Annotated in this window: 22 protein-coding genes; 9 read left to right on the top strand and 13 right to left on the bottom strand. The window is 69.2% G+C overall.

The genetic code is table 11. The features are described from left to right. Nucleotides 1–4: 4 nt before the first annotated feature. The 5 genes from resB to QNO12_RS02830 all read right to left on the bottom strand — a co-directional run bounded on the left by resB (nucleotide 5) and on the right by QNO12_RS02830 (nucleotide 4,520). Entirely contained in the window at nucleotides 5–1,843 is a 1,839-nt protein-coding gene (resB, locus tag QNO12_RS02850; protein ID WP_257503515.1) for a cytochrome c biogenesis protein ResB, read from the bottom strand. Beyond that, nucleotides 1,824–2,636, bottom strand: a complete 813-nt coding sequence (locus QNO12_RS02845; RefSeq protein WP_285178225.1) for a cytochrome c biogenesis CcdA family protein — start codon at nucleotides 2,634–2,636, stop codon at nucleotides 1,824–1,826. The genes resB and QNO12_RS02845 overlap by 20 nt, the downstream gene beginning before the upstream one ends. Then, the gene (locus tag QNO12_RS02840) at nucleotides 2,633–3,247 is read right to left on the bottom strand and encodes a TlpA disulfide reductase family protein (RefSeq protein ID WP_257503516.1); all 615 of its coding nucleotides are present in this window, start codon (nucleotides 3,245–3,247) and stop codon (nucleotides 2,633–2,635) included. The genes QNO12_RS02845 and QNO12_RS02840 overlap by 4 nt, the downstream gene beginning before the upstream one ends. Beyond that, on the bottom strand, nucleotides 3,247–3,876 hold the full coding sequence (locus QNO12_RS02835) for a histidine phosphatase family protein (protein WP_257503517.1): 630 nt from the start codon (nucleotides 3,874–3,876) through the stop codon (nucleotides 3,247–3,249). The genes QNO12_RS02840 and QNO12_RS02835 overlap by 1 nt, the downstream gene beginning before the upstream one ends. Nucleotides 3,877–3,977: 101 nt before the next feature. After that, nucleotides 3,978–4,520: a DUF6264 family protein gene (locus QNO12_RS02830; RefSeq protein WP_285178384.1), complete on the bottom strand. Its 543-nt coding sequence runs from the start codon at nucleotides 4,518–4,520 to the stop codon at nucleotides 3,978–3,980. Nucleotides 4,521–4,556: 36 nt separating this feature from the next. Here QNO12_RS02830 and aspS point away from each other — a divergent pair, with 36 nt between their 5' ends. Then, nucleotides 4,557–5,900: an aspartate--tRNA(Asn) ligase gene (gene aspS / locus QNO12_RS02825; RefSeq protein ID WP_257503518.1), complete on the top strand. Its 1,344-nt coding sequence runs from the start codon at nucleotides 4,557–4,559 to the stop codon at nucleotides 5,898–5,900. 6 nt (nucleotides 5,901–5,906) lie between these two features. Here the strand turns inward: aspS and QNO12_RS02820 are convergent, their stop codons facing one another. The 5 genes from QNO12_RS02820 to QNO12_RS02800 all read right to left on the bottom strand — a co-directional run bounded on the left by QNO12_RS02820 (nucleotide 5,907) and on the right by QNO12_RS02800 (nucleotide 7,589). Beyond that, nucleotides 5,907–6,176: a glutaredoxin family protein gene (locus QNO12_RS02820; protein ID WP_257503519.1), complete on the bottom strand. Its 270-nt coding sequence runs from the start codon at nucleotides 6,174–6,176 to the stop codon at nucleotides 5,907–5,909. Nucleotides 6,177–6,228: 52 nt separating this feature from the next. Next, nucleotides 6,229–6,522: a rhodanese-like domain-containing protein gene (locus tag QNO12_RS02815; protein ID WP_257503520.1), complete on the bottom strand. Its 294-nt coding sequence runs from the start codon at nucleotides 6,520–6,522 to the stop codon at nucleotides 6,229–6,231. 98 nt (nucleotides 6,523–6,620) lie between these two features. After that, a complete protein-coding gene (locus tag QNO12_RS02810) occupies nucleotides 6,621–6,719 on the bottom strand; it encodes a 30S ribosomal protein bS22 (RefSeq protein ID WP_003792170.1) in 99 nt (32 codons plus the stop codon). A 136-nt stretch (nucleotides 6,720–6,855) separates the two neighbouring features. Beyond that, on the bottom strand, nucleotides 6,856–7,047 hold the full coding sequence (locus tag QNO12_RS02805; RefSeq protein WP_257503521.1) for a helix-turn-helix domain-containing protein: 192 nt from the start codon (nucleotides 7,045–7,047) through the stop codon (nucleotides 6,856–6,858). Nucleotides 7,048–7,175: 128 nt separating this feature from the next. Beyond that, nucleotides 7,176–7,589 carry an ArsR/SmtB family transcription factor gene (locus QNO12_RS02800; RefSeq protein ID WP_257503522.1) on the bottom strand — a complete coding sequence of 138 codons (414 nt, stop codon included), beginning with the start codon at nucleotides 7,587–7,589 and terminating at the stop codon, nucleotides 7,176–7,178. A 77-nt stretch (nucleotides 7,590–7,666) separates the two neighbouring features. Here QNO12_RS02800 and QNO12_RS02795 point away from each other — a divergent pair, with 77 nt between their 5' ends. Continuing rightward, nucleotides 7,667–9,142 (top strand): TrkH family potassium uptake protein, encoded by a 1,476-nt coding sequence (locus QNO12_RS02795; protein WP_257503523.1) that lies wholly within the window; start codon nucleotides 7,667–7,669, stop codon nucleotides 9,140–9,142. After that, nucleotides 9,135–9,806: a potassium channel family protein gene (locus QNO12_RS02790; RefSeq protein WP_257503524.1), complete on the top strand. Its 672-nt coding sequence runs from the start codon at nucleotides 9,135–9,137 to the stop codon at nucleotides 9,804–9,806. Before QNO12_RS02795 ends, QNO12_RS02790 begins: the two co-directional genes overlap by 8 nt. A gap of 82 nt (nucleotides 9,807–9,888) precedes the next feature. On the opposite strand, the gene proC is transcribed toward QNO12_RS02790, so the two are convergent. Next, nucleotides 9,889–10,734 (bottom strand): pyrroline-5-carboxylate reductase, encoded by an 846-nt coding sequence (gene proC / locus QNO12_RS02785; RefSeq protein WP_257503525.1) that lies wholly within the window; start codon nucleotides 10,732–10,734, stop codon nucleotides 9,889–9,891. A 70-nt stretch (nucleotides 10,735–10,804) separates the two neighbouring features. Between proC and QNO12_RS02780 the strand changes: the two genes are divergently transcribed. From QNO12_RS02780 to QNO12_RS02760, 5 genes are all read left to right on the top strand, one after another. Further along, a complete protein-coding gene (locus QNO12_RS02780; protein ID WP_257503526.1) occupies nucleotides 10,805–11,212 on the top strand; it encodes an ArsR/SmtB family transcription factor in 408 nt (135 codons plus the stop codon). A gap of 1 nt (nucleotide 11,213) precedes the next feature. Then, the gene (locus tag QNO12_RS02775) at nucleotides 11,214–11,885 is read left to right on the top strand and encodes an SRPBCC domain-containing protein (RefSeq protein ID WP_257503527.1); all 672 of its coding nucleotides are present in this window, start codon (nucleotides 11,214–11,216) and stop codon (nucleotides 11,883–11,885) included. A 122-nt stretch (nucleotides 11,886–12,007) separates the two neighbouring features. Further along, nucleotides 12,008–13,120 (top strand): alpha/beta hydrolase, encoded by a 1,113-nt coding sequence (locus QNO12_RS02770; RefSeq protein ID WP_257503528.1) that lies wholly within the window; start codon nucleotides 12,008–12,010, stop codon nucleotides 13,118–13,120. 20 nt (nucleotides 13,121–13,140) lie between these two features. After that, the gene (locus QNO12_RS02765) at nucleotides 13,141–14,103 is read left to right on the top strand and encodes a cation diffusion facilitator family transporter (RefSeq protein WP_257503529.1); all 963 of its coding nucleotides are present in this window, start codon (nucleotides 13,141–13,143) and stop codon (nucleotides 14,101–14,103) included. 30 nt (nucleotides 14,104–14,133) lie between these two features. Further along, nucleotides 14,134–15,063, top strand: coding sequence for an LLM class F420-dependent oxidoreductase (locus QNO12_RS02760; protein ID WP_257503530.1), 930 nt, complete (start codon nucleotides 14,134–14,136; stop codon nucleotides 15,061–15,063). Nucleotides 15,064–15,078: 15 nt separating this feature from the next. On the opposite strand, the gene QNO12_RS02755 is transcribed toward QNO12_RS02760, so the two are convergent. After that, complete coding sequence (locus QNO12_RS02755; RefSeq protein WP_257503699.1) at nucleotides 15,079–15,510, bottom strand: nucleoside deaminase; 432 nt, start codon at nucleotides 15,508–15,510, stop codon at nucleotides 15,079–15,081. Nucleotides 15,511–15,621: 111 nt separating this feature from the next. Between QNO12_RS02755 and upp the strand changes: the two genes are divergently transcribed. Further along, nucleotides 15,622–16,254, top strand: coding sequence for a uracil phosphoribosyltransferase (gene upp, locus QNO12_RS02750; protein ID WP_257503531.1), 633 nt, complete (start codon nucleotides 15,622–15,624; stop codon nucleotides 16,252–16,254). Nucleotides 16,255–16,522: 268 nt separating this feature from the next. On the opposite strand, the gene QNO12_RS02745 is transcribed toward upp, so the two are convergent. After that, entirely contained in the window at nucleotides 16,523–16,837 is a 315-nt protein-coding gene (locus QNO12_RS02745; protein WP_257503532.1) for a DUF3467 domain-containing protein, read from the bottom strand. Nucleotides 16,838–16,872: the final 35 nt, after the last annotated feature.

The raw sequence follows: 16,872 nt of genomic DNA, 5'->3' as shown, positions 1-16,872 counted from the left end.
GGGTTCAGTCTACGCGGGGAGAATCCGCGGATCCCCGGTCGCCCTCGTCCTCCGCAGCGCTGGTCTCGCGCTCGTCCGCCGCGCCGGCGGGCCGCCCGCGGACGGACCCCGGCTCCGTCACCGGAGCCGACACCTGTTCGCGCAGCAACGGGTCCAGCGAGGTGGTGTGCTTGAGGACGATCTGGTCCAGCGCGGTGGCGATGGTCGGGTCCTCGCCGCGCGCGAGCCCGGCGTACTCCAGACGCAGCGTGTTCCCATCTGCGGTCGCCTTCACCCACACGCGGCGACGCGGGAGGAACAGGGCGGCAAGCAGCCCGAGCACGGCCAGCACGGCGAATCCGAGCACCCAGGCTGCCGCGGCATCCCGGTGGACCGACAGCGACACGAACCGCTTGACGGACTGGTCGTAGCCCTCAGCGCCGGCGGGAGATTCGTTCTCGAAGGTGATCGTGCCCAGGCCGTCCGGCAGCTCGGCGGTCTGACCGGGCGCAAGTTCGATCGAGTCGACGTCCACGGCCCGCCCGGTGAGCTGCGTCATGCCGGTCGGATCGAGCGTATACACCGATCGGGGCGTGCCGTCGTCGATGCCCAGATCGCCGGCGTAGACGTCCAGGGTGACGACCGGGTTGATCAGCGCCGGGTATGCAGAGGTGAACGCCCCGGTGGTCAGCGGCGCCTGCGTCGGGTAGAAGAACCCGACCAGCCCGAGCTGCTCCGGCATGCCGTCGGGCACCTTGATCACCCCGAGGGAGGTCATGTTCGTGTCCTGGGGAAGGAACGGCACCGACTCGGAGAACACCGTCGTGCCGGCAGAATCGCGGATCGTGATCGTCGGCGCGTATCCGTTGCCCATCAGGTACACGCGGTCGCCTTCGATCTCGAGCGGATGGTTCACACGCACCTCCGCCTGGACGGGCTCCTGTCCGGCGACCTGAGTCGTCAGATGCGCGATGAAATCGCCGGCCTGGCCGGCTGCCTGGGTGCCGGAGGGCTGGTAGGTGACGCTGAACTCGTCCAGTGCCATCGAGTACGGGGCGAGCTGTTCCTCGTCGACGAAGCGGCCGGGATTGAACGACGTGTAATCGAGCAGGGTGTTGACGAAGGTGCCGCCTTCCACGATGACGCCCTGCCCGGTGTAGGTGTAGCCGCCGCCCACGCCGACGGCGATCAGGACGCCGATCAGCGCGGTGTGGAAGACCAGGTTCCCGGTCTCGCGCGCATACCCGCGCTCGGCCGAAACCGACAGCGTCCCACCCGCGTCGTACCGTTCCACGCGGTATCCGCCGCTGCGCAGCTGCGCGGCCGCGACGTCCACAGCGGTCGCAGCGGCGGCCGACGTGTCGGCCCCGGGCGCGAGTTCCACCACGCGCGAGCGGTGGTCCGCCAGCCGCTCGAGGCGGGCGGGGGTCCGGGGCGGTCGCGCCCGCAGTGCCTTCCAGTGGTGCCGCGTCCGCGGGATCACGCATCCGATCAGCGAGATGAACAGCAGGATGTAGATCGCCGAGAACCAGACCGACGAATACACGTCGAACAGCTGGAGGTTGTCCAGGATCGGCGCGAGATCCGGGTTGTCGGTGAAGTACTGCGTGACCCCGTTCGGATCCGCGCTGCGCTGCGGCACGATCGAGCCCGGCACGGCCGCGATCGCGAGCAGCAGCAGCAGGACCAAGGCGGTGCGCATGCTCGTCAGCTGACGCCATCCCCAGCGCAGCCAGCCGACCACGCCCAGCGCAGGCTGGGCGATATCCGTGGATGCCGCGACCGAGTCGGCGTGATCCGCGGGTCTCAGCGTGCCTTCGATCGGCGGGGACGCGCCGTCGGGCTCAGAGCGGGAGGGGGACATTGAGGAACACTCCCTGCAGTTGCGCCATGAGGGCCGTCCAGACGCCGGAGACCATCAGGATGCCGAGGACGACGAGCAGCACGCCGCCGACGAGATTCACGGTGCGGATGTGCCGGCGCAGGAAGCCGACCGACCGCGTCGCCCACCCGAAGCCCAGCGTGAGGAGGATGAACGGGATGCCGAGGCCGAGCGAGTACGCCAGCCCGAGCAGCCCGGCCCGGACGGGGTCGCCGAAGTTCCAGGACATGGCCAGGATCGCACCGAGGGTGGGTCCGATGCAGGGCGCCCAGCCGATGCCGAGCGCGAGGCCCAGCAGCGGCGCCCCGATCAGGCCGACGTTGCCGCGCACCTGCGGCTTGAACGTGCGCTGGGCGAACCCGAAGAGGCCGATGAACACGAGGCCGAGAAGGACGATGATGACACCCATGACGCGCGTGATCGGGTCGGCGTACTCGAGGAAGAAGCGCCCGACCGTTCCGCCCAGGATGTTGACGGCCATGAACACGACGGTGAACCCGGCGACGAACAGGAGCACCCCGACCAGCAGGCGCCCACGGCTGGGGGTCTCTGCCAGGGGCGCAGCATCGACAGGTGCGGCGCCCCTGCGCGGCGCGGCGGCGGCTGCTGCCGCCACCGGTTCCGGCCGCGGCGAGACGGCGCCGCCGATGAAGCCGAGGTAGCCGGGAACGAGTGGCAGCACGCAGGGCGAGAGGAAGGAGACGAGCCCGGCGAGCAGAGCGATCGGCAGAGCGATCCACAGTGCGCCGTCGGTGATGACGGCGCCGGGGTTCACGAGGACTCCGCGAGAGTGTCGCGCACGAGTGCGGTCAGGATAGAGGCGTCCGGAAGCTGGCCGATGATCCGCGCGGCCACGCGGCCGTCGGCGTCCAGGACCAGCGTCGTCGGTGTCGCCTGAATCGGCGTCTTCTCGGCGAACGCCAGCTTGATCGAGGGCGTCTGCGACGCGATCGCGCTCGGATAGGTCACGCCGTAGGTCTCGGCGAACGCGGCGGCCTGTTCCGCCGAGTCGATCGTGTTGATCCCCAGGAACTCGACGTCCTCATCCTGGAACTGCCCGTACGCCTCCTCCAGGTCGCCGGCCTCGGCGCGACACGGACCGCATGCGGCGTACCAGAAGTTCACCACCAGCACCCCACCGAGATAGTCCGCGCTGGTCACGGAGCCTCCGGTCTCGGTGGTCGCCTCGAACACCACCGGTTCGGTGCGCTCGTCGGCCGCGATCTCCACGACGCGGAAATCACCGGCGATGTACCCCTTGTTATCGCCTGCCCGATACTGCTCGGCCAGGGGGTCGTTCGCGCACGCCGCAAGCGAGAGGGCCAGTGTCGCGGTGACCAGCGCGGCGGTGGCGCGACGGACGGCGAGGGTACGACGGCGCCTCATCACACCGCCCCCACGTCGACGGCGCCGGCGGTCGATGCCGGCTCGGCGTAGTCGACTTCACGCCAGACGTCGCCCACGAGTTCGAAGCTGGTCACGCTGGAGAGCGCGCACCGCCGCCGGCGGGGGTCGTGCCGGGTCGGCAGTCCCGCCACGGCGAGGTGGGTCACCCAGATCGGAAGCTGGTGACTGACGATGACGGCATCGCCGGACTCGATGTCGTGCCAGGCATCCTTCATGGCCTCCTGCACGCGCGCCACGACCTGTACGTACGGTTCGCCCCAGCTGGGGATCTCGGGCCGGGCGAGGTAGCGCCAGCTCGCCGGGTTGGCCAGTGCCCTGCTCATCCGCTTGCCCTCGAACACGTTGGTCGGCTCGATGACGCGCTCGTCGATCAGGGGGTCGATTCCGAGCAGCTCGGTGAACGGCTCCGCGGATTCGCGCGTGCGCTGCAGCGGCGACGCGATCAGGGCGCCGATGGGGCGCTCCAGCGCCTGAACGTATTCCGCCGCCTGGCGTGCCATCCTCCGCCCGTCAGCGCTCAGCCCGAAGCCGGGAAGCCGCCCGTACAGCACGCGGCGAGGGTTGTGGACCTCTCCGTGGCGGACGAGATGAAGACGGTCGGCGGGCACGGATCCAGTCTACGTGGACGCCGTTGTGTGCTCGCTGAGGCGACCTTTTCCGCGCGCACGCGGGCGCGTTTCGGGCGCTTCCGCGCGCATGCGGGCGCGTTTCAGGGAACGCCGGCGGACGCCATCGCCGCGCCGACGAACCACGATGCGATCGTCAACGGCGCCGCCAGCAACGGCACCCAGAAGGCGAGGCGTCGCTTCACGAGCAGAACGATCGCGACCACAGCTGCGATGAGAAGGACGATCCAGGGCAGGCCGACCGCGGCCAGGACCCCGAGCCCGATCAGGTCGGTGTCGCACTGCGCCGTGCCGCCGCAGGGGTCCGAGGCCATGGCCAGGAACAGCCCGAAGTAGGAGGTGATCAGCGTCAGTATCCCGAGACACACGAGCAGGATGAGCGTGACGACGATGTCCCATACGATCGCGGGTCGCCGCGGGGCCGACCCGACCCCGGACATCTGCGCACCGGGGGATGCACCGGCGGGAGGCTGACCAGAGGACGCTGCGGCGGGCGGCGGAGGAGGAGGCGTGGTCACGCGCTCAGCATAGGAGCCGACGCGTCCGGGACGCGCTGAGCGATCTGAATCATCCGCGTGCGACGCCTGATGGGCCTCGAGCGCGCCCGGCCGGACGCGGCGGCGCAGTATGACCGGTAACGGCTCAACGTAGACTGTCCCCCCGTGAGTGAACGCGTTCTCGTCAAGCAGCTGCAGGCCCGATCCGATGGACCCGTCTCGGTGTCCGGATGGGTCGAAACCGTCCGCGATCAGAAGAAGGTGCAGTTCGTCATCCTTCGCGACGAGACCGGCGCCGTGCAGCTGGTCAACCCGGCCACCCGGTTCGACCCGGACGCGGCCGAACCGCAGAACCCCGAGGCGCTCGCGCTGACGGAGACCATCTCTGCCTTGACCACCGGCACCTTCCTCACCGCGCACGGCGAGCTCAAGCACGACGAGCGCGTCAAGCTCGGCGGCGTCGAGATCAAGCTCAGCGGACTGGAGGTCGCCGCCGCGGCTCTCCCGGAGACCCCCATCGCCGCCGACAGCGCACAGGACAAGCGCATGGACTGGCGCTTCCTGGACCTGCGTCAGCGTCGCAACAACCTCATCTTCCGCGTGCAGACCACCCTCGAGCACGCGATGCGCACGTGGTGGATCGAACGCGACTTCATCGAGATCCACTCCCCCAAGCTGATGGCCTCCGCCTCGGAGTCCAACGCCGAGCTGTTCGCCCTGGAGTACTTCGGCGAGCAGACGGCCTACCTGGCGCAGAGCCCGCAGTTCTTCAAGCAGATGGCGCAGTCGGCCGGGTTCGGCAAGATCTTCGAGATCGGCGACGTCTACCGCGCGGATCCCTCCTTCACCTCGCGTCACGCGACGGAGTTCACCAGCATCGACGCCGAGATCTCGTGGATCGACTCGCACGAGGACGTCGCCCGCATGCAGGAGGAGCTCCTCGCCTTCGCGATCGGCGCGGTCCTGGACAAGCACGGCGCCGAGATCGAGGAGCTGTTCGGCGTCACGCCGACCGCCCCGACCCTCCCGTTCCCCCGGATTCCGCTCGCCGAGGCCCGCGAGATCGTGGCGGCCCGCGGGTACGACATCCCGCGCACCGACGGCGACCTGGACCCCGAGGGTGAGCGCCAGATCTCCGCGCACGTCAAGGAGACCTACGGGCATGACTTCGTGTTCATCACGGACTACCCGCACGAGATCCGCGCGTTCTACCACATGCGCGATGCCGAGACCGGTCTGACCAAGAGCTACGACCTGCTCTACAACGGCGTGGAGATCACCACCGGTGCCCAGCGCGAGCACCGCGTGGACATCCTCATCGAACAGGCCAAGCAGAAGGGCCTGGACCCCGAGCACCTCGAGTTCTACTTCGACTTCTTCCGCTACGGCGTACCGCCGCACGGAGGCTTCGGCATGGGCCTCGCACGCGTGCTGATGCTGCTGCTGGGCGAGTCGTCGATCCGCGAGGTCACGTACCTGTTCCGCGGTCCCACGCGCCTCTCGCCGTAGCGGGGACTACGCGCCCACCGGGCGGCCGTACGGGACGTTCAGTGCTGTCCGCAGGCGGTCCGCTGACACGCGCCAGTGGGCATGGACTGCACCGTCGATGAGCACCACGGGGATCTTCTCCCACCAGAGCTCGTACAGGGCGGGATCGTCGGCGATGGAGAGCTCTTCGACGACGATCCGGTCCTCGGGCGCCTCGGAGACCACGACATCGACGATCTCGCGCGCCACAGCGCAGAGGTGGCACCCGGGTTTGCCGATCACGGTGACGGTGGTCATCGTCTCATCCTAAACAGCGGATGAGGGGTGCGGGCGCGTTCGCGCGGGGGCCTCAGCGCTCGAGCGGAAAGCCCGAGGCGACCCACTCGGCGGTGCCCCCGTCGACGTTCGTGGCGTCGTAGCCGCGGCCGGAGAGCGCCTCGACGACCCGTCCCGAACGCCCGCCGACCTGGCAGATCACGTGGAACGGCTCGGCAGGCAGCTGGTCCACGTGCTCGCCCAGCGTCGACATCGGCAGGTTGACCGCCCCGGGCACATGACCGGCGGCGTACTCATCGGGCTCGCGCACGTCGATGAGCGGTGTGTCCGGCTGCTCGTGCAGCTCAGCGATGGTGATCGATTTCATGTCGGACCTCTCTGCACTCCGGTTCGTGCGGCTGAGAGGACCGCGCACCGGATGCACGAAGCGCCCGTCCACCGGACAGGCGCTTGGTGTGGATGCCGCTACTTCTTGTTGCGGCGCTGGTGGCGAGTCTTGCGAAGCAGCTTGCGGTGCTTCTTCTTCGCCATGCGCTTGCGGCGCTTCTTGATGACTGAACCCACGGAGAACCTCACTAGATCAGGGTCTGGACGACCGACGCAGGCATGCGACAACCGCCCGGGAACGGGCAAGAATCTGAAAGCCTGTCGTCAGTCTATCAGGCGCTGCCCGCGCCCTTGAACTGCGGCCGGCTCCGGCTCAGCCGACGTCGGCGATCGGGCGCTGCAGCGCGTCGGTGACAGCCGACTCGGGGACACGGTAGCTGCGGCCGAAGCGCACCGCGGGAAGCTCGCCGGCATGGACCAGCCGATAGACGGTCATCTTCGACACCCGCATGATGTCGGCGACCTCCGCCACGGTCAGGAAGCGCACATCAGGCAACTCGGCCATGTTCTCCCCTTCCGATGGTCGTTCCCTCACTCTATGGGGTCGCTGCGACACGTGTAAACCCGTGTGACTGCTGGGAACGCCCGTCCCGGCTGCGGTGTCTTCCGGACCTCGACACGCACGGGTCTCGGTCAGCGGCCGGGAAGCTTCTTGAACGCGCTGGCGACGGCGTGCTTGGCGGATGCTGCGGCGCGGCCCACCACGTCGGCGGCGTGCGCCGCCGAGTCGGTGAGGGTCGACCCGCCGGCGAGTTCGGCCTCGGCATCCGCCGCTTCGTCCAGGAACGGGACCAGCCAGTCATCGATCTCATCCAGCGGCGCGGACGACAGGCTGTAGTAGCGGTGCTGTCCCTCCTCGCGGACGGATACCAGATGCGCTTCACGTAGGACCTTCAGGTGCTTGGACACCGTCGGCTGACTCACGCCGAGCTGCTGCACGATATGAGACACACTCGTCCCGCGCTCGCCGGCGGACGAACGATCGAGGAGGAGCTGCAGGATGTCGCGGCGGGTGCCGTCCGCGATCACGTCGAAGATGTCCGCCATGTGGATAGGTTAGTCGCGCACCCGCCGGAGTACCATGATGGACGTTCCGCCAGAGTGCCGCAGCAGGGAGGACGTGCATGTCCCAGGGCAGGCGCGTCAGCGGTCGCCGTCGGCGTCATCCGGCAGAAGAGGACCGCTCGCCCTTCGTCACGCGCAGCGGCCCGCGGCGGGTGTTCGACTACGTCCGCACGCGCACCACATCTTCGCCCGCGCGTTTCGCGGTCATGGTGTTCGCGGCACTCATCCTGCTGTTCACCGCGCTGCTGTCTCTGCCCGCCGCCGCGGCGAACGGGCGGCGCACGCAGCTGGTCGATGCCCTGTTCACCGCCGTGTCGACGATCTGCGTCACCGGACTGTCCACCGTCGACGTCGCGACGCACTACTCGGCGTTCGGAAAGGTCCTGATCTTCATCGGGGTGAACATCGGCGGCATGGGTGTGCTGACGCTGGCCTCCATCCTGGGACTGGTGATCTCCAAGCGGCTGGGGCTGCGGGCGAAGCTGATCGCGGCGAGCGACACCAACCCACTCCGTTCCCACGGCGGGCCGGTCAACGAAGGACAAACGGTCCGTCTGGGCGACGTCGGGCAGCTGCTGCGCACCGTCGCGCTGTCCACCCTGCTCATCGAGGCCGCGCTGGCGGTGATGCTCTACCCGTCCCTGCTGCTGTCCGGCGTCGACCCGGTGGACGCGCTGTGGGAGGCGCCCTTCTACTCGGCCATGGCGTTCACCAACACGGGCTTCACCCCGAATCCCGGTGGACTGCAGCCGTTCGCGGACAACTACCTGATGCTGACCGTCCTGATGGTGGGCGTCTTCCTCGGCTCCATCGGGTTCCCGGTGATCTATACGCTGTGGCGGCACGTGTGGCACGTGCGCCGCTGGTCGCTGCACGCGAAGCTCACCCTCATCACGACGACGGTGCTGTTCTTCGCCGGCGCGGCAGCGTTCCTGATCCTCGAATACGGCAATCCCAAGACGTTCGGCGCCCTGGATGCCTGGGACACCACCTTCCAGGCGTTCTTCCTGTCCGCCATGACCCGATCCGGCGGGTTCGCGGTCGTACCGATCGGTGATCTGCACGGGTCATCACTGGTGGTCGGATCGATGCTGATGTTCGTCGGGGGCGGCTCGGCATCCACCGCAGGGGGCATCAAGGTCACCACCTTGGCCGTCCTGGCCCTGGCGGTCATCTCCGAGGCGAAGGGGCGCCAGTCCGTCGAGTCGTTCGGGCGCCGCATCCCCAGCGACGTCCAGCGCGTCGCGCTCTCCGTCGTCGCGTGGGGGGCGACCATCTGCGCGATCGCGACCATCACCATCGCGCAGATCAGTCAGGCGGACGTTGCGGACGTGCTCTTCGACGTGATCTCCGCCTTCGGCACCGTCGGCCTCTCAACCGGGCTCACCGCGGAGCTGTCCGACCCGGCCGTGTATGTGATGGCGGCGACGATCTTCATGGGCCGCATTGGTACAGTGACACTCGCCGCGGCCGTGGCCGCGACATCCCGTTCGCAGCTCTACTCGCTGCCAGTGGAAAGGCCGATCGTTGGTTGAGCGCATCAGGGGCGATGCCCCTGTCCTGGTGATCGGACTCGGGCGGTTCGGCGCGGCCTGCGCCGGCGAGCTGGACAGACTCGAGCGCGAGGTGCTCGCGATCGACGAGAGCCTCGACCTGGTGCAGAAGTGGTCCGAGCGGGTGACCCATACCGTCCAGGCAGATGCGCGCAACATCGACGCCCTGAAGCAGGTGGGCGCGCAGGACTTCCAGGTGGCCGTGGTCGCGGTCGGCTCCTCGATCGAGGCATCCGTGCTGATCACGGCCAACCTCGTCGACCTGAAGGTCCCGCAGATCTGGGCCAAGGCGGTCACCCAGTCGCACGGGAAGATCCTGGCGCGCGTCGGCGCGAACCACGTCATCTACCCCGAGCGCGAGGCGGGCGAACGCGTCGCCCATCTCGTGAGCGGACGGATGCTGGATTTCATCCGCTTCGATGACGACTTCGCGATCGCCAAGATGTATCCCCCGAAGTTCATCCGCGGTGTCGGCCTGAATGAGTCCGGCGTGCGGACCAAGTACAACGTGACGGTGGTCGGGGTCAAGAGCCCGGGCAAGCCTTTCCGCTACGCGGAGGCGAACACGATCGTCACCAACCACGACCTGATCATCGTGTCCGGCACCAACAGCGACATCGAGCGGTTCGCCTCCCTGGACCGCTGACTCCCGGGAAGCAGCGCCGGGCCGCTTGGTCGACGACAGGCCTGCGCGGACCCAGCCGCGCACCCGCACCCCGGTGCTCCTCCTACGCGCCGGTCGCCAGCTCCCGTGCGCGGACGAGCGCGGCATCCGTCGCCGCGGCGAAGACCTCGTCCAGCCGCGCATCCTGCAGGACGGCGATCGCGCGTTCGGTGGTGCCCTTCGGGCTCGTCACGCGCCGTCGCAGCTCGGCCGGGTCCGCATCGGATGACTGCAGGAGTGCGGCGGCGCCGATGAAGGTCTGCTCAGCCATGAGTCGCGCATCCGCCGGCGCGAAGCCCTTGCCCATCGCCGCCTTCGTGAACTCCTCGACCAGCAGGAAGAAGTAGGCGGGACCGGATCCGGAGATCGTCGAGAGCGCGTCGATCTGCGACTCCGGCACCTCGATGACGGTCCCGACCGTCTCGAAAAGGGCACGTGTCACGGCGATGTCAGCAGCCGACGCAGTGGCTCCGGCGGCCAGGCCGGTCACGGCCTGGCGAACCAGCGCGGGCGTGTTGGGCATCGACCGCAGGACCGCGACCTCGCCTCCGAGGATCGATTCGAAGGTTGCGATCGGCACGCCCGCCGCGAGACTGACCACGATCGTGCCGGCCGCGAGATGTGGGGCGATCTCGCGCAGCAGATCCGGCACCATCGCGGGCTTGACCCCCACCAGGACGACACGGGCGGATGCCGCGGCCTCGGCGTTGGCCTGGGGTCGGTCCTCGAGGGCGACGCTGGTGACTGAGCCGATGGAGGCCAGCGCGTCGGCTTTCGCCCGCGTGCGGTTGGTCACGGTCACACCGCCGCCCGCCCGGCCGGAGGCCACCAGCCCCTGCAGGATCGCCCCGCCCATCGAGCCCGCGCCCAGGATCGCGATGGACGGGAGCACGGGAGCGTCGGAAGGCATGGCGAACATCCTACGACCGTCGCCTTTCATATGGATTGACTTATATAAGAATCGGCGCAATGATTGTCGCGTGCACGCACTCGACGTCCTGAGCGACCCGGTCCGCCGGCGGATCCTCGAACTCCTCGCCGACGGGGAGTTGAGCGCCGGCGAGGTCGGCGACGTCATCCAGCGCGACTTCGGCATCTCGCAGCCCGCCGTGTCGCAGCATCTGCGCGTACTCCGCGAAGCGGGGTTCACGACCGTGCGCGCGCACGGCACTCGCCGCCTCTATGCCGTCGATCCCGCCCCGCTGCAGGAAGCGGACGCGTGGTTCGGGCAGTTCCGGCGCTTCTGGCAGCCGCACCTGGATGCGCTCGGAACCGAACTCGCCCGGGAACGCCGGCGGCGACGCCGCTCCCGGCCGCAGGGCGAAGAGGCCACCACGGCCGACGGTGAATCGTCCCAGCAACCGACCCACGAGCCAGAGGAGAACTGACATGGTCGATGTGAACGCCCAGATCGATGCGGTGACGCGGACGGTCGCGGCCACGGAGGAGGACGGCGCGCCCACGCGCGTGCAGACCCTCGCGCAGGTGTACGCGTCCCCGATCGAGGACGTGTGGGACACGGTCACGACCGACCGCATCGCGCGCTGGTTCCTTCCCGTCTCGGGCGAGCTGCGGGTGGGCGGGAGGTACCAGCTGCAGGGCAACGCCGGCGGTACCGTGCTCGACTGCTCGCCGCCGTCCGACGGCGCAGCCGGCTACCGGGTCACGTGGGAGTCCGGCGGCGGAACCTCCTGGGTGACGGTGGGCCTGCGGGCACTCGACGGCGGGTCGACGCGCCTCGAGCTGACCCACACTGCGCGCACCGACGATCTTCCCCCCGGCTTCTGGGACACATACGGACCGGGTGCGACCGGTGTCGGCTGGGACCACGGGCTGCTCGGGCTCGCGCTTTATCTCGGCGGAGGTCCCCGCATCGCCCCGGACGCGGCCGACGAATGGATGCTCAGTGACGAGGGCACCCGCTTCGCGCGGGCGACCGCAGATGCCTGGGCACGCGCGCAGGCGGAGGCGGGCGACGACGCCGACGCGGCGCAGCGCGCAGCCGATGCGACCTACCGGTTCTATACCGGCCAGACGCCCGAGGACGCAGCGGCGCACTGATCCATCGGGGACGGAGGTCCTCCACCCGAGGCAACCTGAGAGTCGATTCATATTGGCGGATGCCGGTCTATAGTCGAGGAATCGGGGCTCCGGCGCCCCGCATCGACAGCGAAGGACCCGACATGACCCTCTTGGACGGCATCACGGCTCGCATCATCGAGACGCCGCGGTTGAACGTCAACATCCTCGAGCGCTCGGGAGACGATCCCGCCACGCCACCCGAGCGAACGGTGGTGTTCATCCACGGCAACGTGTCATCCGCCCTGTTCTGGCAGGAGACGATGCTCGACCTGCCCCTTGACCTGCGCGTGCTGGCGATCGACCTGCGTGGGTTCGGGGGAACCGAGCACGCGCCCGTGGACGCCACTCGCGGCGTACGCGATTTCAGCGACGACGTGGCGGCCACGCTCGAGGAACTGAGCATCCCCGCCGCGCATCTGGTGGGCTGGTCGATGGGCGGCGGGGTGGTGATGCAGTACGCGCTCGATCATCCGGCTCTCAGCCTGACGCTGCTCTCGCCGGTGTCGCCGTACGGCTTCGGCGGCACACGGCGCGACGGATCACGGCTGACCGAGGATGATGCCGGAACGGGCGGCGGGGCCGCGAACCCGGACTTCGTGCAGCGGCTGATCGATCGCGATCTGACCGCTGACGCGCCGACCTCACCGCGCAGCGTCTTCCGCTCGAGCTACGTGGCGTCGGGGTACGCCGGTGAGCACGAGGACCTGTGGGTCGAATCGATGCTCACGACATCGACGGCGACCGGCAACTACCCCGGTGATGGCGTGCCCAGCCCGAACTGGCCCGGCTTCGCGGCCGGCACCACGGGTGTGCTGAACACGATGGTGCCGAAATACTTCAACGTGTCCGCAATCGTGGAGCTCTCCGACAAACCGCCGGTGATGTGGGTCCGCGGCACGCTGGACCCGATCGTTTCGGACACCTCCTTCTACGACATGAACCATCTGGGCCAGCTGGGCGTGGTGCCCGGCTGGCCCGGCGCCGAGGTGGCCCCGCCGCAGGAGATGGTGTCGCAGACCCGCGACGTCCTGGACGCGTATGCGGCGGCCGGCGGCGAGGTCACCGAGCTCAGCCTGGAAGGGGTCGGGCACTCCGCTCACCTGGAGGCGCCCGCCGAGTTCCGACGCGCACTGCTCTCGGTGATCGGTTATGTCGGGACTCCGGTCGACCCGGCACCGCCGACGGAGACGATCATCCTCAAGTCCGAGGACTGAGTGGACTTACACTCGAAGCCATGAGCGCGAGCGGCGGCGGCAAGGCGATCATTGCGGCATTCCTGGCGAACCTGGGCATCGCGCTCGCGAAGTTCGCGGCGTGGCTGATCTCGGGATCCGCGTCGATGCTGGCCGAGGCCATCCACTCCGTCGCGGACTCCGGCAATCAGCTGCTGCTGCTGCTGGGCGGCAGGCGCGCGCGACGCGCCGCCGACTCGGAGCACCCGTTCGGCTACGGTCGCGAGCGGTACGTCTACGCGTTCGTCGTCTCGATCATCCTGTTCTCGGTGGGCGGCCTGTTCTCCATCTACGAGGGCGTGGACAAGCTGACCCATCCGCACGAGATCAGCAACTTCTGGATCCCGCTCAGCGTCCTGGCGATCGCCATCGTGCTGGAGTCCTTCTCGCTGCGCACCGCGGTGCGGGAGAGCAACCTCGTGCGCGCGAAGGGACAGTCCTGGGTGGCGTTCATCCGGCATTCGAAGGCCCCCGAGCTGCCGGTGGTCCTGCTCGAGGACGTCGCCGCGCTGGCCGGACTGGTCTTCGCCATGTTCGGGGTCGGCATGTCGGCGATCACGGGCAACCCGCTCTTCGACGCGATCGGCACGCTCATGATCGGAACGCTGCTCATCCTCGTGGCGATCACGCTCGGGATCGAGACGAAGAGCCTGCTCGTGGGCGAGGGCGCGACCGACGCGGATCACGAGAAGATCGTCGCGGCCATCACCGCCGGGCCCGAAGTCGAGCGCCTCATCCACATCAAGACGCTCTACCTGGGTCCGGATGAACTTCTCGTGGCCGCCAAGCTCGCCTTCGCCGGCGACCGGCCGCTCGCCGATGTGGCGGCGGACATCGACCTCATCGAGACGCGGGTGCGGCAGGCGGTGCCGATCGCGCGGGCCATCTACCTCGAGCCGGACATCGTCCATGGCGGCGCGACCTCACCCCCCACCGAAGACGTCGTGATCCGGTCCGCGGACTGAGTCGACCTCCGTCGCTGCAAGACTGGACCGATGGAGTACTGCACCTTCAGCGAACCGCAGCAGGGATTCAGCTACGACGAACAGCTCGCGTTCGCCCTGGCCACCGAGCGGGCCGGCTTCGACGGCTTCTTCCGCTCCGATCACTACATGCGCATGGGACCCGGCGATCCGCTGCCCGGACCCACGGATGCCTGGACCACCCTGGCCGGCCTGGCGCGGGAGACCCGCCGGATCCGCCTCGGAACCCTGGTCTCCTCGGCCACCCACCGGACGCCGGCGGTCCTGGCCATCCAGGTCGCGCAGGTCGACGACATGTCGGGCGGGCGCATCGAACTCGGCCTCGGCACCGGCTGGTTCGAGGCGGAGCACCGGGCGTACGGCATCCCTTTCCCGGCGAAGCGGTTCGGCAACCTGGAGGAACAGCTGGCGGTCGTGACGGGCCTGTGGTCCACCCCCGTCGGCGAGACGTTCGACTTCACCGGCGAGCACTACACGCTGAGCGGCGCACCGGCGTTGCCCAAGCCGCGGCAGCAGCGTGTGCCGATCATCATCGGCGGCGGCGGACCGCGCCGCACCCCTCAGCTCGCGGCGCGCTTCGCGACCGAGTTCAACATCGGCTTCCGGCCGGAGCCGGAGATCGCCGAGGCCTTCGCCCGCGTGCGTGCGGCGTGCGAGCGGATCGGCCGCGACCCCGGCACCCTGAAGCTCTCCGTCGCACTGTCCACGATCGCCGCACCCGACGAGCGGACCCTCAGCCGCCGGGCCGAAGCGACCGGGCGCAGCCTCGAGCAGTTCCGCGACGGCACGAACATCTGCGGCGACGCGGACGAGATCATCGCCAAGGTGGACCGGCTCGTTGCCCTCGGGGCTGAGCGGATCTACTTCCAGACCGTGGACATGCGCGACCTCGAGCAGACCGCCTACCTCGGCGAGGCGGTCCTGCCCGGCCTGCCGCGCTGACCCGCCCTGCGCGGGTCAGCGGCGCGCTGCGAAGAATCGACGCATCAGCTCCGACGCCTCCTCCTCGCGAACCCCGCCGATCACCTCTGCCCGATACGGCAGCCGACGGTCGCGCACCACGTCGTACTGGGAACCGGCGGCCCCGGCCTTCTCGTCCCACGCGCCGAACACGAGCCGGGACACGCGCGCCTGAAGGAGCGCCCCCGCGCACATCAGACACGGTTCGAGGGTGACCACCAGGGTGCATCCCTCGAGGTTCCACGAGCCGATCGCCGCGGCCGCCTGACGCAACGCCACTACTTCGGCATGGGCCGTGGGGTCATGGGTCAACTCCCGCAGGTTGCGTCCCTGCCCGATCACCGCGCCCGCGGCATCCGAGACCAGCGCACCGACCGGGACGTCTCCCGCCTCGCCCGCCGCGACCGCCAGGACCAGTGCCTGCGCCATCAGCGCCGCGTCGCCGTCAGATGCCGAAAGTGCCACGCGCCCAGCGTAGGCCCGGCGCGGAGCGGGTGCGCGCGGCCCGCGGCGCCGACGCGAGTGCCATAGCCTTTCCGTATGCGCCTGCACGTCGCGGATCACCCGCTCATCACCCACAAGCTCACGGTCCTGCGGGACCAGGCCACTCCCTCGCCGGTGTTCCGCCAGCTCACCGAAGAGCTCGTGACACTCCTGGCCTACGAGGCGACTCGTCATGTCCGGGTGAGCCCGCACGAGATCCGCACGCCGGTCACCACGACGATGGGCGTCAAGATCAGTGAACCCCGCCCGCTCGTGGTTCCCATCCTGCGCGCCGGGCTGGGGATGCTGGACGGCATGGTGAAGCTGCTGCCCAGCGCCGAGGTCGGATTCCTCGGCATGGCGCGCAACGAGGAGACGCTGGAGCCGGCCACGTACGCCGAGCGTCTGCCCATGGATCTGAGCGACCGGCAGTGCTTCGTCCTGGACCCGATGCTCGCGACCGGTGGATCTCTCGGCGCCGCGATGCAGTTCCTGTTCCGGCGGGGCGCGCACGACATCACCGCGATATGCCTGCTCGGCGCGCCGGAGGGCGTCGCCGCGATCGAGAAGCAGGTGGCAGGCCGGGATGTCACGCTCGTCCTCGGCGCCCTCGACGAGCGGCTCAACGAGAAGGGCTACATCGTCCCCGGGCTCGGAGACGCCGGAGACCGCCTCTACGGGACGGTCTGAGCCGTTCACGGCGACCGGGGACCGGGGACGCTCCCGCCGTCTCCGACATCTGACGCGCGCCCGCGGACGGTGGGACACAGCCGCTGCTGATTCTGCGAGCCGGCCGGGGTCGCCGGGATGGGACGGCCGCGGCATCCACCCCTCGCCGAACGGATGCCGCGGCCCGCGCCTATGGTGGGACGCTCCGTCAGCGTACGGGGCGCAGACAGCAGACCGTACGGGGTTGACACGGCGGTGCGCGCGGTCTACCGGGCTCCCGCGAGTGGGACTATTCGTCCATCATCGGATCGGCCGGCGGGCGGCGCCCGGTCTCCTGCTCCCAGAACTCCAGCTGCTGGGTCAGCGCCTTGGCCAATTCGAAGACCTGCTCGGGAGGGATGCGCACGCGGCTGACCACCCGCGCCGGCACGATCGTGCGGCGCTCGCCCGTCTCGTCGTCCACGATCTCGATCGGCGGCTTGGCGAGCGTGAGGAAGTCCATGATGAACACCGTGGAGGTGTGCCACACGTTCGCGAAGTCCGCATACGCCCCCGCGACGAGCTCGGGAGGCAGGTCGATCTCGAACTGGCGCTCGTCGGACATGGCCCTCTCCTCCGTCGTTTCGGCGAGTCTACGCG

It is taken from the genome of Microbacterium sp. zg-B185, from assembly GCF_030246885.1.
Classification (GTDB): domain Bacteria; phylum Actinomycetota; class Actinomycetes; order Actinomycetales; family Microbacteriaceae; genus Microbacterium.
This window is presented reverse-complemented; position numbering and strand designations above follow the sequence as displayed.